This window comes from Hyphomicrobium nitrativorans NL23, from assembly GCF_000503895.1.
GTDB classification, from domain to species: domain Bacteria; phylum Pseudomonadota; class Alphaproteobacteria; order Rhizobiales; family Hyphomicrobiaceae; genus Hyphomicrobium_C; species Hyphomicrobium_C nitrativorans.
In genome coordinates this window covers 2,246,024-2,261,633 of the sequence record NC_022997.1, presented here as the reverse complement: position 1 = coordinate 2,261,633, position 15,610 = coordinate 2,246,024, and the positions used below count along the sequence as shown (strand labels likewise).

The window sequence follows — 15,610 nt, the reverse complement described above, 5'->3', positions numbered from 1 at the left end:
TTCGAGGGCCGATGGCGCACGATCTCACTTTCAAGACGAGCATGAGCTTCGACTACGGCCTGCCTGCGCCGGTGAGCCCTGGCGTGGTGCGTCTCGTCGCGAACAATCCGAGCCCGCTGACGTTCAAGGGGACGAACACGTATCTCGTCGGAATGACCGAGCTTGCCGTCATCGATCCCGGTCCCGCCGACGACGCCCACCGCGCCGCGATCCTGAAAGCCGCGGCTGGCCGCCCGATCCGGCAGATCCTCGTCACGCACGCGCATCGCGATCATGTGGACGGTGCGGCCGCCCTCCGCGACGCCACGGGCGCGCCGATCTACGGCTATGGCCGCACGGACATCGCAGCGCACGGTCCTGCGATCCAGCCTCAGGGCTCCGAGTTCATCGATTACGTTTTCGCGCCCGACGTGCGGGTCGATCATCACGACGTTGTCGAAGGCCCGGAGTGGGCGTTTGAGGCGATCCACACGCCCGGCCACGCGCCGGACCATCTCTGCTTCGCGCTCGTCGGGCGCAACATTCTCTTTTCCGGGGATCACGTGATGGCCTGGAACACGACTCTCGTCGCGCCGCCCGAAGGGCATATGGCGGACTATGTGGCCTCGCTCCAACTTCTGCTTGCACGCCGCGAGACCGTCTATCTGCCGGGCCATGGCGACCGGCTGGAAGAACCGCAACGGACGGTGCGCGCCTATCTGCTGCATCGGCGTTGGCGCGAGGAACAGGTGCTCGATGCGATCCGCGGCGGGCGCGAGAGCGTGGAGGCCATCGTGCCCGTCGTCTATCCGACGATCGACGGCAAACTCGTACGCGCCGCCGCACTCTCGGTGCAGGCGCATGTGGAACACCTGATCGCACGCGGGCTGGTCACCTGCGGCGACGGTCAGACGCTGAGCGGCTCCCTCGCTCCCGCTTAGCAGCGGCGGGCGCTTCCTCTTTCGTTTCCCGCGCCGTCGGCACGGACGCGTCGATGCGGGCGTGGATCTCCTTGATCAACTCGCGGACGCGCTCGGCGTTGCGGCCCATGTCGCCGGTGGCGAAGCGCTGCGCCGAGCGAATATCCACGCGAGCCGTTTCCGCGTTGCCCGCCACGCGGATTGCGATGTCGTCGTAAAGTCCCATGATCAGCGAGCGATCGACGGCCTCGATCATTCCAGGCGTGCCGGCTTCGAGATTGGGCGGCTCCTCGCGCTCGGGCGTCATCTTAAGACGCTTCACGGCATCGACTGCGGCCGCGTACACGTCCTCGCTCGATCGATCGATGCGGATCGGGCGAATATCCGAATAGGCGCGCTGCTGTTCGTCCTCGAAACGGGCGCGGTCGTAAACAGGCGAATTGCTGCCGGGCCCGCGCAGGCGCAGCACGGCGGAGAACCTCGGCGGGTTGCCGAAGTCGGTGGTGATGTCGCTCACGAGCGGGTGCTCGCGCACCCACGCGATGCCGACAAGCGGCAGGGCGATCAACGCGAGGCTCAACGTCACGGCGAAAAGAACCCGCGCGGTGCCGGGGCGGCCGGTGTGCCAGATGATCAAGGCGGCAACCATCGCGGCGAGGATCGAGAAGACGGCGATCCCCAGCGCCACCATCACGAGGTTGAAGGCCACGGGCGTGGCCATGCCGACGACACGATGCAGGAACGCGGCCGTCACGAGAAGGCCGAAGGCGAACAGCGCGGCCCGGGTCGCCCAACGGCTTGCAGCCGGCTCTCTTTCGAGTTCAGCGACCATGGTTGTTCGAGCGCCTTGCTATTGGGAGACTCGGATTAGGATACCCCCGGAATCGGACGAATTGTAGAGCCGAGTCGCCCGGCCGGACGGGCGGGCCTTGCGGGGGCGGTTGGAGGATACCGCCCAAGGTTAAAAGTACGACGGACGGCAGCTCGGAACGCCCGAGCAGCAAGCGTCGGCGCCTCCCAGCAGACACCGTCATATTTGCACGCTTGCGTCACAACGAAGGGGCATGCGCCCTTTGCCCCGCGTGGTATCTTACCCGTCCGAAGCGCCTGAGACAGCATTTTAGCGTGTGCACACGAGTTGCAGTTCCCAGCGGGGCTGCCGGTCAGCGATGCCGCAATAAGCATTCGGCAAAAACGCACTGTTTTCCAAATCCTTCCAGTGTCGCCGAACCGTCATGCGGACTGGCTACACTCCTTCCCGTTAATTCCACACGCCGTCAGCGAGCATACTCTCCCATGGCCTTCCGTTTCAGGCTCCACGAGCCGATCACAAAGGATTTCCGCAGGATCGGCACCGAACAGATCGAGCGCGCGCTTGGCCAACTCGCGGCCGGTGTCGATGTCGCGACGGAGGTGCATGAAGCGCGCAAATGCCTGAAGCGTCTTCGCGCGCTGTTGCGGCTCGGACGCGAAGGGCTCGGAGAAGAGGTGTTCCAGACGGAGAACGCCCGCTTTCGGGAAATTGCAGGCCGGCTGTCCTCTGTGCGCGACGATCATGTGGTGATCGAAACGCTGGTGCAGCTCGAAGCAACGACCGCAGACGACGAGGCACGCGCAGCGCTCCGCCGCGCAAGGGGGGCTTTCCTCGATGCCCGCGCTGCGGAGGATGGGGGGGCGGCCGGCGGCGCCGTCGACCCGGCCACGCTCTCCGACGTTCGGGCCGACCTGACGGCCGCGCTCAAAAGCTTTCGCGATCTCAAGCTCAGTCCCAAAAGCACGTCCACGCTGGTCGCGGGGCTTTTGCGCGTCTACCGGCGCGGGCGGAAAAGCCTGGTCACGGCGTACGCGACCGGCGACGACGAGGACTTCCACACGTTTCGCAAGGCGGTGCAGGCCCATTGGCGGCACATGGCGCTTCTCACCCGGCTTTGGCCCGACATGTTCGAGGCGCGCGTGGCGGCGGCGCGGGAACTGTCCCAGATTCTCGGCGACGACCACGACCTCGCGCTCCTTAAAACCCGCCTTGCTGCGCTCGATGCGGGGACGCTCTCCGACGCCGAGATCGAGACCGTACTGACCGTGATTGCGGCGCGTCAGCATATGCTGAGACGCCTCGCGGAACCTCGCGGGGACATGCTGTTCGCTGCATCGCCCAAAGCCCACGGTCACTGGATCGCGACCCTATGGGATGCGGCTGCGGCAAAGGCTGCGATCGATGCGGAGGCGGAAAAGAGCGGCCATCCCCGATCTACATCCTCGAAAAAGCAAGCTTTTTCCCGCTCCTGACCCCACCTTCGGGGTCTGCCGGACTTGCCTACGCCGCTCGAAACGCGCATCTGACCGTGGCGGATGTGCGTAGAACGTCCATGCGGGAAGACGGACGCGGGAGCAAACCTCGAAATGTTGACGAAAGCTGACAACGGCTTCGAGCCGGATCGCAGCCACTGGCCGAAGGATCATCCGGACGTCAGCCACGGTCGGGTGGGCGTGCTGCTCCTGAACCTCGGCACGCCGGACGGCACCGGCTATTGGGCCATGCGCCGCTACCTCAAGGAGTTCCTGTCGGACCGGCGCGTGATCGAGGAGCCGCGCTGGAAGTGGTGGCCGATCCTCAACCTCATCATCCTCACGGTCCGGCCCGGGCGGAAGGGGAAAGACTACGCCACCATCTGGAACGACGAGAAGGACGAAGGCCCGCTCAAGACCATCACGCGATCGCAAGCGGAAAAGCTCTCGAAACGCCTTTCGGACGCGCCGCACGTCATCGTCGATTGGGCGATGCGCTATGCCAACCCTTCCACGGAAAGCCGGCTCGACGCGCTGTTCGCTGCGGGTTGCGAGCGCATCCTGCTCGTGCCGCTCTATCCCCAGTATGCCGCCGCGACGTCGGCCACCGCCTGCGACCAGGCCTTTCGCGCGCTCATGAAGATGCGGTGGCAGCCCGCTGTGCGCGTCGCCCCCGCCTATCACGACGATCCGACGTACATCGACCGCCTCGCCCGCTCGATGAAGGCGAGCCTCGCCAAGCTCGACTTCGAGCCCGAGCGCATCGTCGCGACGTTCCACGGCATGCCGGTCAAATACTTCGAGCAGGGCGACCCCTATCATTGCCAGTGCCAGAAGACGTCGCGGCTTCTGCGCGAGGCGCTGGGCTGGCCCGAAGACCGCTGGCTCACGACCTTCCAATCGCGGTTCGGCAACGACCCCTGGCTCGAACCCTATACCGACAAGACCGTCGAGCGGCTCGCCGCGGAGGGCATCAAGCGGCTCGCGCTTGTGGCGCCTGGCTTCTCGGCCGACTGCCTGGAGACGCTCGAAGAGCTGGACGGCGAGAACCGGCACATCTTCGAGGGCGGCGGAGGCGAGAAGTTCGCCTACCTCCCGGCGCTCAACGATAGCGACGATGGGGTGGACGTTATAGAGGCCGTCGTGCGCCGCGAGATTTCAGGCTGGGTCTGAGGGCTGCCACAAAGATAACCGACAGAGTAAGGATCAACCGACGTCGGCGCTGACGGCAGCCCGGAACGGGCCTATGCTCAGATGCTTTCGTTAACGTCTCATCCGCCCTCCGGGAGAGGATCCATATGTTCAACGGCTTCGAGGTTTTCGGTATCCTTCTGATCGTGCTGGCGGCGGCGGTGCTGTGGTCCACGGTCAAGATCATTCCTCAGGGTTACAACTACACCGTCGAAAGTTTCGGCCGCTACACCCGGACGCTCACGCCGGGGCTGCATTTCCTCGTCCCCGTCGTCGAACGCATCGGCCATCACGTGAACGTCAAGGAACAGGTGCTCGAAATTCCGAGCCAGGACGTGATCACGCGCGACAACGCGATGGTGCGCGTCGATGGCGTCGCGTTCTTCCAAGTGCTGAATGCTGCCAGATCCGCCTACGAGGTCGATCACCTCGAAAACGCGATCGTGAACCTCACCATGACGAACATCCGCACCGTCATGGGCTCGATGGATCTCGACGAGCTGCTTTCGAACCGCGACGTCATCAACGCCAAACTGCTCGACGTGGTGGATCAGGCCACCGAGAGCTGGGGCGTGAAGGTCACGCGCATCGAGATCAAGGACATCGCGCCGCCGCGCGATCTCATCGACGCCATGGCGCGGCAGATGAAGGCCGAGCGCGAGAAGCGCGCGCAGATCCTGGAGAGCGAAGGCCTGCGGGCAGCCGCGATCCTCAAGGCCGAAGGCGAGAAGCAGGCCGTGGTGCTGGAAGCCGAAGGCCGGCGCGAAGCGGCGTTCAAGGATGCGGAAGCGCGCGAGCGCGAGGCGGAAGCCGAAGCGAAGGCGACGCAGATGGTGTCGGATGCCATCGCATCGGGAAGCGTTCAGGCGATCAATTACTTCGTCGCCAACAATTACGTGAAGGCTCTCGAAGCTCTTGCGAAGGCGCCGAACCAGAAAGTCGTGCTGATGCCGCTCGAAGCGTCATCCGTGATTGGCTCGCTCGCGGGCCTCACGGAGATCACCCGGGAAGCCTTCAGCGGAGGCGGCGGAAACGGCAGCGGCGCGGCTCCTCAGCGCGGTGCGGCCAAGCCTTCCGGCGGCGGGCGTTCATCCGGGGTGCCGCAGGTTTAAGCCGTCATAATCGTTTAGGGTCGGATGGAGAAACGGGGTGGGCTTTCGCCACCCCGTTTTTCTTTTATGCGGGGCGGGACGTGCCCGGCACCGCGAGTGCGGGCTCCGGCACGAGCGCCTCCGGCTTTCTCGGGCCGCTCATCTTCTCTTTCGCGAGAGCAAGCGCTGCGACGTAATCCGGCTTGCCGCTGCCGAGCAACGGAACGCTGGAAACGGCGAGCACGTCCGCCGGCACCATCAACTCGCTGGCGCCCTTACCGCGCGCAAACCGGCCGAACCCGTCGCGCGTCGCCGCGCCTTCGGTCGTCATCAGCACGAGGCGTTCGCCCTTGCGCGCGTCGGGAAGCGCGACGACGACGCTGGTCGCCGCTGGCCACAGCTCGGCGGCCAAGGCCTCCACCGCCGCCAGCGAAACCATCTCGCCCGCGATCTTGGCGAAGCGCTTGGCGCGTCCCTTGATGGTGAGGAAGCCCTGCGCGTCGATGGCGACGATGTCGCCGGTGTCGTGCCAGCCGTCGTCGGGCGGCTCAAGCACGCCGGGATTCTCGGCGCGCATGTAGCCCAGCATCACGTTCGGGCCGCGCACGTAAAGGCGGCCACCTTCTTCGATGCCGGGCACGGGTTCGAGGCGCGCTTCCATTAACGGCGACAGGCGCCCGACGGAGCCCGACTTGTTGGCGAGCGGCGTGTTGATCGCGAGCACGGGCGCGGTCTCCGTCACGCCGTAGCCTTCGAGGATGCGGACGCCGAACTTCTCCATGTAGATGTGGCGCGTGCGCTCCTTCACGGCTTCGGCGCCGGCGAGGATCAGGCGGACGCGCGCGAAGTCGTAAGGGTGCGCGGTGCGGGCGTAACCGTTGAGGAAGGTATCGGTGCCGAACAGGATGGTGGCGTTCGAGCCGTACACGAGCTCCGGCACGATGCGATAGTGCAGCGGCGTCGGATAGAGATAGACCGGCACGCCTGCGACCAGCGGCATGACGAGACCCGCCGTGAGCCCGAACGAGTGGAACACCGGGAGCACGTTGAAGACCTTGTCCTCGCCGTTGACGACGACGCGCGTGAGGCTCTGCATGGCGTTGGCCAGCATGTTTCGGTGGCTAAGCACGACGCCCTTCGGCAGACCTTCCGAGCCTGAGGTGAACAGGATCACGGCGGGGTCGTTCGCGTCGCGCTCCACCTGCGGGCGCTTGCCGCGGAAGATACCGCGCAGCTTGTCTCCAAGACCGATGGTGGCGCGCACGTCTTCGAGATAGACGATGCGCCGCCCCTCCTCCTTTAGCCGTTCGATCACCGGCTCCAGGTGCGCCTTCTCCACGAACACCCGGCTCGTGAGCACGACTTCGGCTTTGACGGCCGTGCAGGCGGCCGCGACGTTCTGCGGACCGGCAGTGAAGTTCAGCATCGCGGGCACGCGGCCGATGGTCTGCAGCGCGAAGAACGTTACGGCGACGCCGGCCGAGTTCGGCAGCATGACGCCAACCGACGCACCGGCGGGCGCGAGACCGGCGAGCTTTGCACCCAGCACCTGCGCGCCGAGGATCAGCTTTCCATAAGAGAGTTTGGTCCCGAGCGGGTCCTCGATGGCGAGCTTGCCCGTGTCGCGCATCGCCTTGGCTTCGACGAGGGCGGAGAAGAGCGTCTGATCGAGGTTCGCGGTCTTGACCGCGGCATCGACCATCAGATCCTGCAGCGCCATCCCGGCTGCCTGGCGTCGCGCCTTCCCCTTGAGGCCTTCCGGCACGGGCAGCCTCACGGGCGGCAGGATCGTGACGGTGGTCTTGGGGAACATCGTCTTGCGCGCCTGGAAGCGGTTCAAATAGCCGAAGTGGCTGCGCTCGGGCCCGTCGATGCGCACCGGCACGATCACGGCATCCGCCTTGTCGGCGATCATCGCCGTGCCGTCGTAGACCTTCATCAGGCCGCCCGTCACGGTGAGGCGGCCTTCGGGGAAGATCACGATCGTCTCGCCGTCCTTGACCGCGTGGATCAGGTGGCGCGTGCCGAGCGGGCGGGCGGGATCGATGGCGTGCGTCTTGACGAACTTGAGCAGCGGCCTGAGCCAGCCCTTTTCCGACCAGCCCGTGTCGATGGCGAAGGCGGCGTGCGAGGGCAGGATCGCGTGCATGAGCGGCGCGTCGAGCAGACTCACGTGGTTGGGCGCGATAATGGCGCGCGTGCCTTCTGGCGGCAGGTTCTCGTAGCCCTTCACCTCAAGCCCCATGAAGGTCTTGAACAGGAACGCACCGACGTCCTGCGCACCCTCCTTGCCCCAGGCTCTCAGAATGAACGCCATGGCGAGGAAGTTCGCGAAGCCCAGCACCGTGAGCAACAGGACGAGGCCCGCGCCGTTCCACTGCGCGACGGCGGCGCCGAGGCTTCCGGCTGTCATGAAGACGGCCGCGATCACGTTACAGGCCGCGATCACACGCGCTTTTTCGGCCTGCGGCGCCCAAAGCTGAACGGCGGCGAAGGATGGCACGATGAAGAGGCCGCCGGCCACCGCAAGCCCGAAAAGATCGACGAGCACGCGCCAGCCGCTCACCGTCTTGAGCAACGCCGCAACCGTCAGGACTTCGGCCCTCGGCGCGATGCCGGACGTGGTGAGCGCAAGATCGAGCAGGAACAGGCCCATGAGCAATGCGCCGATGGGGACAAGCGCAAGGTTCGGCCGTGTCTTGCTGGCGCGCGCAGCGAGCGCCGAGCCCACCGCGATGCCGAGCGTGAAAACGACGAGCGCGAGAATGACGACGTTCTCGTTGCCGCCCATCGTATCCTTTAACAGCACCGGCAGCAGCGCGAGCGCCACCATGCCGACCAGCCAGAACCATGACACGATGAGCGCGCCGACCCACAGCCGCCGCTCGGCGCGAAGCTGCCGGATGAGCGCGGCGGTCGACGTCACGGGATTGAAGTCGATGGCGAGGCCCGGTGCGGCCGCGCCCATCTTCGGGATGAGGCTCGCCGCGAACCAGCACAACGCCGCCAGGCCGACGACGAGCCCGGCAAGCAGCCAGACGCCCCCCGCATTGCTGGCGGCCAGGCCGCCACCGATGGTGCCGATCAGGATCGCGGTGAAGGTCGCGCTTTCGACGAACGCGTTGCCCGCGGGAAGCTCGCGTGGCTGGAGCAGCGCGGGCAGGATACCGTACTTGATGGGCCCGAACAGCGCCGCGATCACGCCGTAGAGGCCGAGTGCGACGAACAGGAGGGGAATCGATTGCATCAGGAAGCCAGCGGCCGCGACGACGGCCACCGGGATTTCGGCGCGTTTCAGTTTTTCTGCCACCACCGCTTTGTCGTGGCGGTCGGCGAGTTCGCCTGCGATGCCCGACAGGATGAAGAACGGAGCGACAAGTACGGCCCCTGCGAGCGCGACGAGAGGGCCGCCCTCCTCCGAGCCAACCGTGAAAAGAATCAGGATGACCAGGGCGTTCTTGACAAAGTTGTCGTTCAAAGCCGAGAGAAACTGGCACCAAAACAACGGCGCGAAGCGGCGGCTGGTGATCAGGGCTTTGACCATCGAGAGTGGATCCTGAGAGATGGGCCGGGCGGCCCGAGAGATGGGACTATGCCTTAAGTATGGGCTCCATCATGGTCAAACGACGGCCCATTGTGGCGGATGCGTTCCACCGGTTGGGCGCTCAATTGACAGGTTTGGCGGCCCGGCGGCAAGGTGCCTTCTGGCACTCGCAGGGGATAGCCCCTACGTGAGCTTTATGAACGATCCTGGATTCCCGATGGCCGACACCCACACCAGCGCGACGGAACGCCTTCGCGAGATCACGGTCAACGGCCGTGCGACCCGGACAACTGCGGCAACGCTCGCAGGCCTCGTCGTCGAGCAGGGCTTCGCCGAGGGCCGTGTGGCGACCGCGGTCAACGGCGATTTTGTGGCCGAACGGGCCCGCGCGGCTGCACGCCTCCGCGACGGGGACAACGTGGAAATCCTGTCCGTCCGTCAAGGCGGTTAGTTAGGCCGACACCTCATGAACCAGACCGAGCCGCTCCGGCCTTCCTCGCAGGCGCCCGCGCCGCAGCCCCTCACCTTTTACGGCGAGACGATCGCGTCGCGCATCCTGCTTGGCACGGCGCTCTACCCCTCGCCCCACATCATGAGCGAAGCCGTACGCGCTTCCGGCGCGGGCATCGTCACCGTCTCGCTCCGGCGCGAACAGGCCCGCGGACGCACGGGCCAGCGTTTTCTCGATCTCATTCGCGCGCTTTCCGTCCGCCTGCTTCCCAACACGGCCGGCTGCCGCACGGCGCGCGAGGCGGTGACGACGGCGGAGATGGCGCGCGAACTGCTCGATACCGACTGGATCAAGCTTGAGGTGATCGCCAACGACGACACCTTGCAGCCCGACGTGTTCGGGCTCGCGGAAGCCGCGGAAGAGCTCGTGAAGCGGGGCTTCAAGGTGTTTCCGTACATGACCGAGGATCTCTCCGTCGCCGACCGTCTGATCGCGGCTGGCTGCCGTGTGCTCATGCCCTGGGGGTCGCCTATCGGGACGGGCCGCGGACTTGCCAACCCGCAGGCGATCAAAACGTTGCGCGCCTACTACCCCGACGTTCCGATTGTGATCGACGCAGGCATCGGCGCGCCGTCGCACGCGGCGCAGGCACTCGAAATGGGCTGCGATGCGGTGCTGCTCAACACGGCCGTCGCGCGCGCGCAGGATCCCGTGCGCATGGCGGCAGCGTTCGCCGCCGCCATCGATGCAGGGCGCTCGGCCTACGAAGCCGGCCTCATTCAACCGAGCGACCGCGCGCAGCCCTCGACACCTGTCGCCGGTACGCCCTTCTTCGATCTCGGCCCTGACGGACCGGGATCAAAGCCGTTGTGAGGGCGCGCATGATGTCTCCCGGCGCCCCCGACGTTTTCTATCCGATCGTGCCCAGCACACTCTGGCTCGAACGGCTGGTGCCCCTCGGCATACGGACGGTGCAACTGCGCGTGAAAGACGGGACGGAGCGCGAAATCCGCCAGGAGATCGCCGCATCGATTTTGATGGCGAAGGCCGCAGGGTGTCGCCTGATCGTCAACGATTATTGGGCAGCCGCTATCGACCTTGGCGCGACGGATGTGCACCTCGGACAAGAGGATCTCGCAACCGCCGATCTCGCGGCGCTGCGCAGGGCGGGCATCGCGGTCGGTATCTCCACGCACGACGAAGCCGAGCTCGAAACCGCTCTTTCCGCCGATCCGGCTTACGTCGCGCTAGGTCCGATCTACGAGACCAAGCTCAAGGCGATGAAGTGGGCGCCGCAGGGCCTCGCGCGCATCGGCGAATGGAAGGCGCGCGTCGGCACGCTGCCGCTGGTGGCCATCGGCGGCATCACGCCCGAGCGCGCCGGGTCGGTTCTGGCCGCAGGGGCCGACAGCATCGCTGTCATTACCGATTTCATGACCGCACCGCACCCGGAAGCGCGCGTGCGGCTGTGGCTCGACTGGGCGGCAACGGTGCGCGCTTAGTTCGCCAAATCCCATCCGTTTCCACTTATGCGCGATCAGTCTCAAAGCCCTCCGATGTTGCAGGCTCCCATGCGTGACACGGCATTTGCTTATCTAAACTGATCGGTTTAGACTAATCCAATCAGTTCTCAGGAGGCTTGATGATGTCTGTGCTCGTTCCACCTTTCACCGAAGAGACGGCGATTGCGAAAGTACGCCTTGCGGAGGACGGCTGGAACAGCCGGGATCCGGAGAGGGTTTCCCTCGCTTACACGCCGGACAGCCGCTGGCGGAACCGCGCGGAGTTTCCCACCGGCCGTGCGCAGATCGTCGAATTCCTCACGCGCAAGTGGGCCAAGGAGCTGGATTACCGGCTGATCAAGGAACTGTGGGCCTTCCGCGACAACCGGATCGCCGTGCGCTACGCCTACGAGTGGCATGACGACAGCGGTCACTGGTTTCGTTCCTACGGCAACGAGAACTGGGAGTTTGCGCCGGACGGGCTGATGCAACGGCGCTTCGCGTCGATCAACGACACGCCCATCAAGGAAAGCGACCGAAAATATCATTGGCCGCTCGGCCGGCGGCCCGACGATCACCCCTGCTTGTCGGCGCTCGGTCTTTAGGAAGTGTTGGATGCGCACTGTCTTCGAGAGGCAGGACACCATTCCCCTCATTGCCGAGGTGTTCCGCGAACTCGGTTATGAGGGGGCTTCGTTCAGCCGCATGACCGAGCGGACGGGCCTATCGAAAGGGAGCCTCTATCACTTCTTTCCCGAGGGAAAGGAACAGATGGCGGCCGAGGTTCTCGCGCATATCGACGCGTGGTTCGAAGCGAACGTCTTCGCCTCGCTCGGACGGGACAACTCTCGGGAGGCCATCGCTCGGATGTGGCGCGCGGTGCTCGACTACTTCCATTCCGGACACCGCGTCTGTCTCGTGGGCGTGTTTGCAATGGACGAGACGCGCGACACGTTCTCCGACGCCATCCGGACGTACTTCCAGCGCTGGATCAAGGCCCTAAAGCAGGCCCTCGTACGGGCAGGCGTGAACAGGGCGCGGGCGCAGGATCTGGCGGAAGAGTGCGTCGCCGGAATCCAGGGCGGCCTCGTCATCAGCCGTGCGACCGGAGATACCGGCGCGTTCGTTCGCACCGTTCGTCGGCTTGCGGCCCGTGTGGACGACGAGCTTGTGCGTTAGCGCAGCGGCTTCCAATCGGGATGCTCGAAGCGCTGGGCGTAGATCGTGAGCGAATCGTCCACGATCAGCATCCCGTCCATCGCTTCCATCGGGTCCGATCCGGCGACGGCGCCCGCTCCGCGCTCGATGTAGCCGGCAAGCTTCACGATCTCCTCGCGCGCTTCGCCGGTCATCTGCGTGTCCGCCTTGATCCTCTCGACGGAGGCTTTGATCTTCCCGTGGTAGGCGCGTGCGTCCGCCGGCGGCATCCGGCGGTGCGTGACGAGCGTGTACGCATTGACGGTCAAATCCCGGATGGTCGTCATTTCCTTTTTGACGACATCGTCCGTCACGAGCTTGGCGGGCTCGGCGTGCGCTGCTCCGATCAGCATCAGCGGCGCCAGCAGAAGCCAGAGTTTGCCCATCACGTTTCGCTCTCCTTTTCGCGCGCAACCGCGCGCCAGCCGATGTCGCGGCGGCAGAAGCCGCCCGGCCAATCGATCTTCGCAATCGCCTCATACGCGCGGGCCTGGGCTTCCGCGACTGTCGCGCCGAGCGCCGTCACGTTGAGCACGCGGCCCCCGTCGGCGAGGATGCGCTCGCCGTCGCGCTTGGTCCCGGCATGAAAGATCTCGACACCTTCCACCGCGCGCGCGGCGTCGAGCCCCTTGATCTCCGTGCCCTTCTGGGGCGGCCCGGGATAGCCGTTCGCTGCGAGCACGACCGTCAGCGCGGCGTCGTCGCGCCAGCGCAGGTCGAACGCGTCGAGCACACCGTCGGCAGTGGCCAGCATGCCCGCCAGCAGGTCCGACTTGAGGCGCAGCATCAATACCTGCGTTTCGGGATCGCCAAAGCGCACGTTGTACTCGATCAGTTGCGGGCCATCGGCGGTGATCATCAGGCCCGCGAAAAGCACGCCTTTGAAGGGCGTACCGCGCGCAGCCATGGCTGCGACCGTCGGGCGGACGATTTCGTCCATGGTACGTGCGACCATATCGGGCGTCATGATCGGCGCAGGCGAATAGGCACCCATGCCGCCCGTGTTGGGGCCGGTGTCGCCGTCGCCCACGCGCTTGTGGTCCTGGGCGGTTGCGAGCGCGAGCGCGGTCGTACCGTCGCAGAGCGCGAAGAAGCTCGCCTCTTCGCCATCGAGAAATTCCTCGATGACGACTTCCGCGCCTGCCGCGCCGAACGCGCCTTCGAAGCAAGCGTCGATGGCCGCTTCCGCTTCTTCCCGGGTCGTCGCGACGACGACGCCTTTGCCCGCTGCGAGGCCATCGGCCTTGACGACAATCGGCACCGGCTGCGTCGCGAGATAGGCTTTCGCGGAGGCGGCGTCACTAAAGCGGCCGTACGCGCCGGTGGGAATGCCCGCTTCGCGGCAGAGATCCTTCGTGAAGCCCTTCGATCCTTCAAGTTGGGCGGCCGCCTTGGAGGGAGCGAAATGCTTGATACCCGCTTGCCGCAAGGTGTCGCCCAGCCCCGCAACGAGAGGAGCCTCCGGACCGACGACCACGAACCAAATGTCATGGTCTTCGATAAAACGCAGCACGGCCGCATGATCGGCGACATCGAGCGTGACGCATTCGGCGACCTCGGCGATGCCCGCATTGCCGGGCGCGGCGTAGAGCTTCGTCAGCAGCGGACTGGCTGAGAGCGCCCAGGCGAGCGCGTGCTCCCGCCCGCCGCCTCCGATCAGTAGAACGTTCATGTTTATGAGGGCCCTGGCCGTCTTGGATGGGATGTCTCCCATCGTGTACCATGGATCGTTCGGCAGACAAGCAAGGACCGATTCGTGGCGCGTGCCCCCTCCCCTCCCCCCGCACAATCCGGCAACGTGGCGGAATTCTCGGTCTCGGAGTTATCGAACGCGATCAAGCGCGCGCTAGAGGACGGGTTCGGCCACGTGCGGCTTCGGGGCGAGATCTCGGGCTATCGGGGCCCACACGCCTCAGGGCACTGCTACTTCGCGCTCAAGGACGAGAAGGCGCGCATCGACGCCGTCGTGTGGCGTGGCGTCTGGGGGCGGCTGCGCTTCAAGCCCGAGGAGGGCATGGAGGTGATCGCCACGGGCAAGATCTCCTCCTTCCCGGGCTCGTCCAAGTATCAGATCGTGATCGAGCAGATCGAGCCCGCCGGGCTCGGCGCGCTGATGGCGCAGCTCGAAGAGCGCAAGCGCCGCCTCACGGACGAAGGTTTGTTTGCAGACGAGCGCAAGCGCCCCCTCCCCTTCCTGCCGCGCGTGGTCGGCATCGTCACGAGCCCGACGGGCGCCGTGATCCGCGACATGCTGCACGGCTTCACCGAGCGCTTTCCGACACGCGTGATCGTGTGGCCGGTGCGCGTGCAGGGCGAAGGCAGTGCTGCGGAAGTTGCGCGCGCCGTCGCGGGGTTCAACGCGCTTCGCCCCGACGGCCCCGTGCCGCGCCCCGACGTGCTGATCGTGGCGCGCGGCGGCGGCAGCCTCGAAGACCTGTGGAGCTTCAACGACGAAGCGGTCGTGCGTGCGGTGGCGGCGAGCGCCATTCCCGTCATATCGGCGGTAGGACACGAGACCGACTGGACGCTGATCGATCTCGCCGCCGACGCGCGCGCGCCGACGCCCACGAAGGCGGCCGAGTGGGCGGTCCCGAAGTACGCCGATCTCCTCGAACAATCCGGCAAGCTCGGGCTTCGGCTCACGGTCGCCGTGCGGCGCGTGCTGGATACGCTGCGGCGGGACCTAAGGTCGGCTGCGCGCGGATTGCCGCGTGTCGAGGATCTTGCCGCGCTGCCGCGCCAGCGCCTCGACACGACGGGCGCGCGGCTGGGACGCGCGCTTTCCGCCAACACGCAGGCCCATCATACGCGGCACGTGCGCATTGCCGCGCGCCTTAACCCGGGCCTGCTCTCCAACCGGCTGCATCGCGCCGCCGACCGCCTGGACAGCCTCGGCCGGCGTGCGCGCGAATGCCTCGGGCGGACAGCCTCGGTGCGGCGCGCGCGGCTGGAACGCGCGTCGGGACGCTTGCAGCCGGCTCCGATCCGCCACCGTGTGGAGCGGTGCCAGGAGCGGCTGGAGGCCTTGACGCAGCGCGCCCGCCGCGCCCTCGACGGCCGCCTCGCGCAACACCGCAACGCGCTCGAAGGGCAGACCAAGCTGCTTGGCTCGCTCGGCTATCAGAGCGTGCTCGCACGTGGGTTCGCGCTGGTGCGCGACGCGGACGGAGCGATGGTCCGCGCGGCGCGGGCCGTCAGCCCCGGCCAGGCGCTCGAAATCGAGTTCGCGGACGGACGAATCAACGCGGACGCACGTGAAGGCGGTAGCGGTGGCGGAAGCGGCCAGACGGGCCAATCCGAGGCCCCTTCAACGACTTCGGCCGCGGCAGCAACCCCGCCGAACAAGGCTCCACGCGGCGGACAAGGCTCCCTGTTCTAACGATATCGCCAATCCATGCCTTGACGCCGCGCCTCCGATTGGCGATTTCAACGGGATCCTCGATCCGCTT

The 15,610-nt window shown here is 66.1% G+C and carries 14 protein-coding genes; 10 read left to right on the top strand and 4 right to left on the bottom strand.

What is annotated here, in order from left to right; all coding sequences use genetic code 11:
* Positions 1 to 11 precede the first annotated feature (11 nt).
* A complete protein-coding gene (locus W911_RS10495) occupies positions 12 to 920 on the top strand; it encodes an MBL fold metallo-hydrolase (protein ID WP_023787519.1) in 909 nt (302 codons plus the stop codon).
* On the opposite strand, the gene W911_RS10490 is transcribed toward W911_RS10495, so the two are convergent.
* Positions 871 to 1,731 carry a DUF1499 domain-containing protein gene (locus W911_RS10490; protein WP_023787518.1) on the bottom strand — a complete coding sequence of 287 codons (861 nt, stop codon included), beginning with the start codon at positions 1,729 to 1,731 and terminating at the stop codon, positions 871 to 873. The two genes, W911_RS10495 and W911_RS10490, sit on opposite strands and share 50 nt — an antisense overlap.
* Positions 1,732 to 2,195: 464 nt before the next feature.
* On the opposite strand from W911_RS10490, the gene W911_RS10485 reads away from it, so the two are divergent.
* From W911_RS10485 to W911_RS10475, 3 genes are all read left to right on the top strand, one after another.
* Positions 2,196 to 3,185 (top strand): CHAD domain-containing protein, encoded by a 990-nt coding sequence (locus tag W911_RS10485; RefSeq protein ID WP_023787517.1) that lies wholly within the window; start codon positions 2,196 to 2,198, stop codon positions 3,183 to 3,185.
* A 114-nt stretch (positions 3,186 to 3,299) separates the two neighbouring features.
* Positions 3,300 to 4,358 carry a ferrochelatase gene (hemH, locus tag W911_RS10480; protein ID WP_023787516.1) on the top strand — a complete coding sequence of 353 codons (1,059 nt, stop codon included), beginning with the start codon at positions 3,300 to 3,302 and terminating at the stop codon, positions 4,356 to 4,358.
* A 125-nt stretch (positions 4,359 to 4,483) separates the two neighbouring features.
* Entirely contained in the window at positions 4,484 to 5,488 is a 1,005-nt protein-coding gene (locus tag W911_RS10475) for an SPFH domain-containing protein (RefSeq protein WP_023787515.1), read from the top strand.
* Between the two features lie 64 nt (positions 5,489 to 5,552).
* Here the strand turns inward: W911_RS10475 and W911_RS10470 are convergent, their stop codons facing one another.
* Complete coding sequence (locus W911_RS10470; RefSeq protein WP_023787514.1) at positions 5,553 to 9,011, bottom strand: acyl-[ACP]--phospholipid O-acyltransferase; 3,459 nt, start codon at positions 9,009 to 9,011, stop codon at positions 5,553 to 5,555.
* Between the two features lie 217 nt (positions 9,012 to 9,228).
* Between W911_RS10470 and thiS the strand changes: the two genes are divergently transcribed.
* The 5 genes from thiS (at position 9,229) to W911_RS10445 (ending at position 12,143) form a co-directional block, all read left to right on the top strand.
* The gene (gene thiS / locus W911_RS10465) at positions 9,229 to 9,462 is read left to right on the top strand and encodes a sulfur carrier protein ThiS (RefSeq protein ID WP_041318383.1); all 234 of its coding nucleotides are present in this window, start codon (positions 9,229 to 9,231) and stop codon (positions 9,460 to 9,462) included.
* 15 nt (positions 9,463 to 9,477) lie between these two features.
* A complete protein-coding gene (locus tag W911_RS10460; protein WP_023787512.1) occupies positions 9,478 to 10,335 on the top strand; it encodes a thiazole synthase in 858 nt (285 codons plus the stop codon).
* A gap of 8 nt (positions 10,336 to 10,343) precedes the next feature.
* On the top strand, positions 10,344 to 10,964 hold the full coding sequence (locus W911_RS10455) for a thiamine phosphate synthase (protein WP_023787511.1): 621 nt from the start codon (positions 10,344 to 10,346) through the stop codon (positions 10,962 to 10,964).
* 143 nt (positions 10,965 to 11,107) lie between these two features.
* Positions 11,108 to 11,569 carry a nuclear transport factor 2 family protein gene (locus tag W911_RS10450; protein WP_023787510.1) on the top strand — a complete coding sequence of 154 codons (462 nt, stop codon included), beginning with the start codon at positions 11,108 to 11,110 and terminating at the stop codon, positions 11,567 to 11,569.
* Positions 11,570 to 11,579: 10 nt separating this feature from the next.
* Entirely contained in the window at positions 11,580 to 12,143 is a 564-nt protein-coding gene (locus W911_RS10445; protein WP_023787509.1) for a TetR/AcrR family transcriptional regulator, read from the top strand.
* Here W911_RS10445 and W911_RS10440 read toward each other — a convergent pair.
* Both W911_RS10440 and purD read right to left on the bottom strand, forming a co-directional pair.
* Positions 12,140 to 12,547: a hypothetical protein gene (locus W911_RS10440; RefSeq protein WP_023787508.1), complete on the bottom strand. Its 408-nt coding sequence runs from the start codon at positions 12,545 to 12,547 to the stop codon at positions 12,140 to 12,142. The genes W911_RS10445 and W911_RS10440 overlap by 4 nt on opposite strands.
* The gene (gene purD, locus W911_RS10435) at positions 12,547 to 13,833 is read right to left on the bottom strand and encodes a phosphoribosylamine--glycine ligase (protein ID WP_023787507.1); all 1,287 of its coding nucleotides are present in this window, start codon (positions 13,831 to 13,833) and stop codon (positions 12,547 to 12,549) included. The genes W911_RS10440 and purD overlap by 1 nt, the downstream gene beginning before the upstream one ends.
* 84 nt (positions 13,834 to 13,917) lie before the next feature.
* Here purD and xseA point away from each other — a divergent pair, with 84 nt between their 5' ends.
* A complete protein-coding gene (gene xseA / locus W911_RS10430) occupies positions 13,918 to 15,540 on the top strand; it encodes an exodeoxyribonuclease VII large subunit (RefSeq protein ID WP_023787506.1) in 1,623 nt (540 codons plus the stop codon).
* Positions 15,541 to 15,610 lie beyond the last annotated feature (70 nt).

Excerpts from the sequence above, each read along its gene's own strand:
- W911_RS10440 (WP_023787508.1), bottom strand. The coding sequence starts at position 12,547 with ATGGGCAAACTCTGGCTTCTGCTGGCGCCGCTGATGCTGATCGGAGCA.
- W911_RS10460 (WP_023787512.1), top strand. The coding sequence starts at position 9,478 with ATGAACCAGACCGAGCCGCTCCGGCCTTCCTCGCAGGCGCCCGCGCCG.
- hemH (WP_023787516.1), top strand. The coding sequence starts at position 3,300 with ATGTTGACGAAAGCTGACAACGGCTTCGAGCCGGATCGCAGCCACTGG.
- W911_RS10485 (WP_023787517.1), top strand. The coding sequence starts at position 2,196 with ATGGCCTTCCGTTTCAGGCTCCACGAGCCGATCACAAAGGATTTCCGC.
- W911_RS10490 (WP_023787518.1), bottom strand. The coding sequence starts at position 1,731 with ATGGTCGCTGAACTCGAAAGAGAGCCGGCTGCAAGCCGTTGGGCGACC.
- W911_RS10495 (WP_023787519.1), top strand. The coding sequence starts at position 12 with ATGGCGCACGATCTCACTTTCAAGACGAGCATGAGCTTCGACTACGGC.
- W911_RS10445 (WP_023787509.1), top strand. The coding sequence starts at position 11,580 with ATGCGCACTGTCTTCGAGAGGCAGGACACCATTCCCCTCATTGCCGAG.
- W911_RS10475 (WP_023787515.1), top strand. The coding sequence starts at position 4,484 with ATGTTCAACGGCTTCGAGGTTTTCGGTATCCTTCTGATCGTGCTGGCG.
- W911_RS10455 (WP_023787511.1), top strand. The coding sequence starts at position 10,344 with ATGATGTCTCCCGGCGCCCCCGACGTTTTCTATCCGATCGTGCCCAGC.
- thiS (WP_041318383.1), top strand. The coding sequence starts at position 9,229 with ATGGCCGACACCCACACCAGCGCGACGGAACGCCTTCGCGAGATCACG.
- W911_RS10450 (WP_023787510.1), top strand. The coding sequence starts at position 11,108 with ATGTCTGTGCTCGTTCCACCTTTCACCGAAGAGACGGCGATTGCGAAA.
- purD (WP_023787507.1), bottom strand. The coding sequence starts at position 13,833 with ATGAACGTTCTACTGATCGGAGGCGGCGGGCGGGAGCACGCGCTCGCC.
- W911_RS10470 (WP_023787514.1), bottom strand. The coding sequence starts at position 9,011 with ATGGTCAAAGCCCTGATCACCAGCCGCCGCTTCGCGCCGTTGTTTTGG.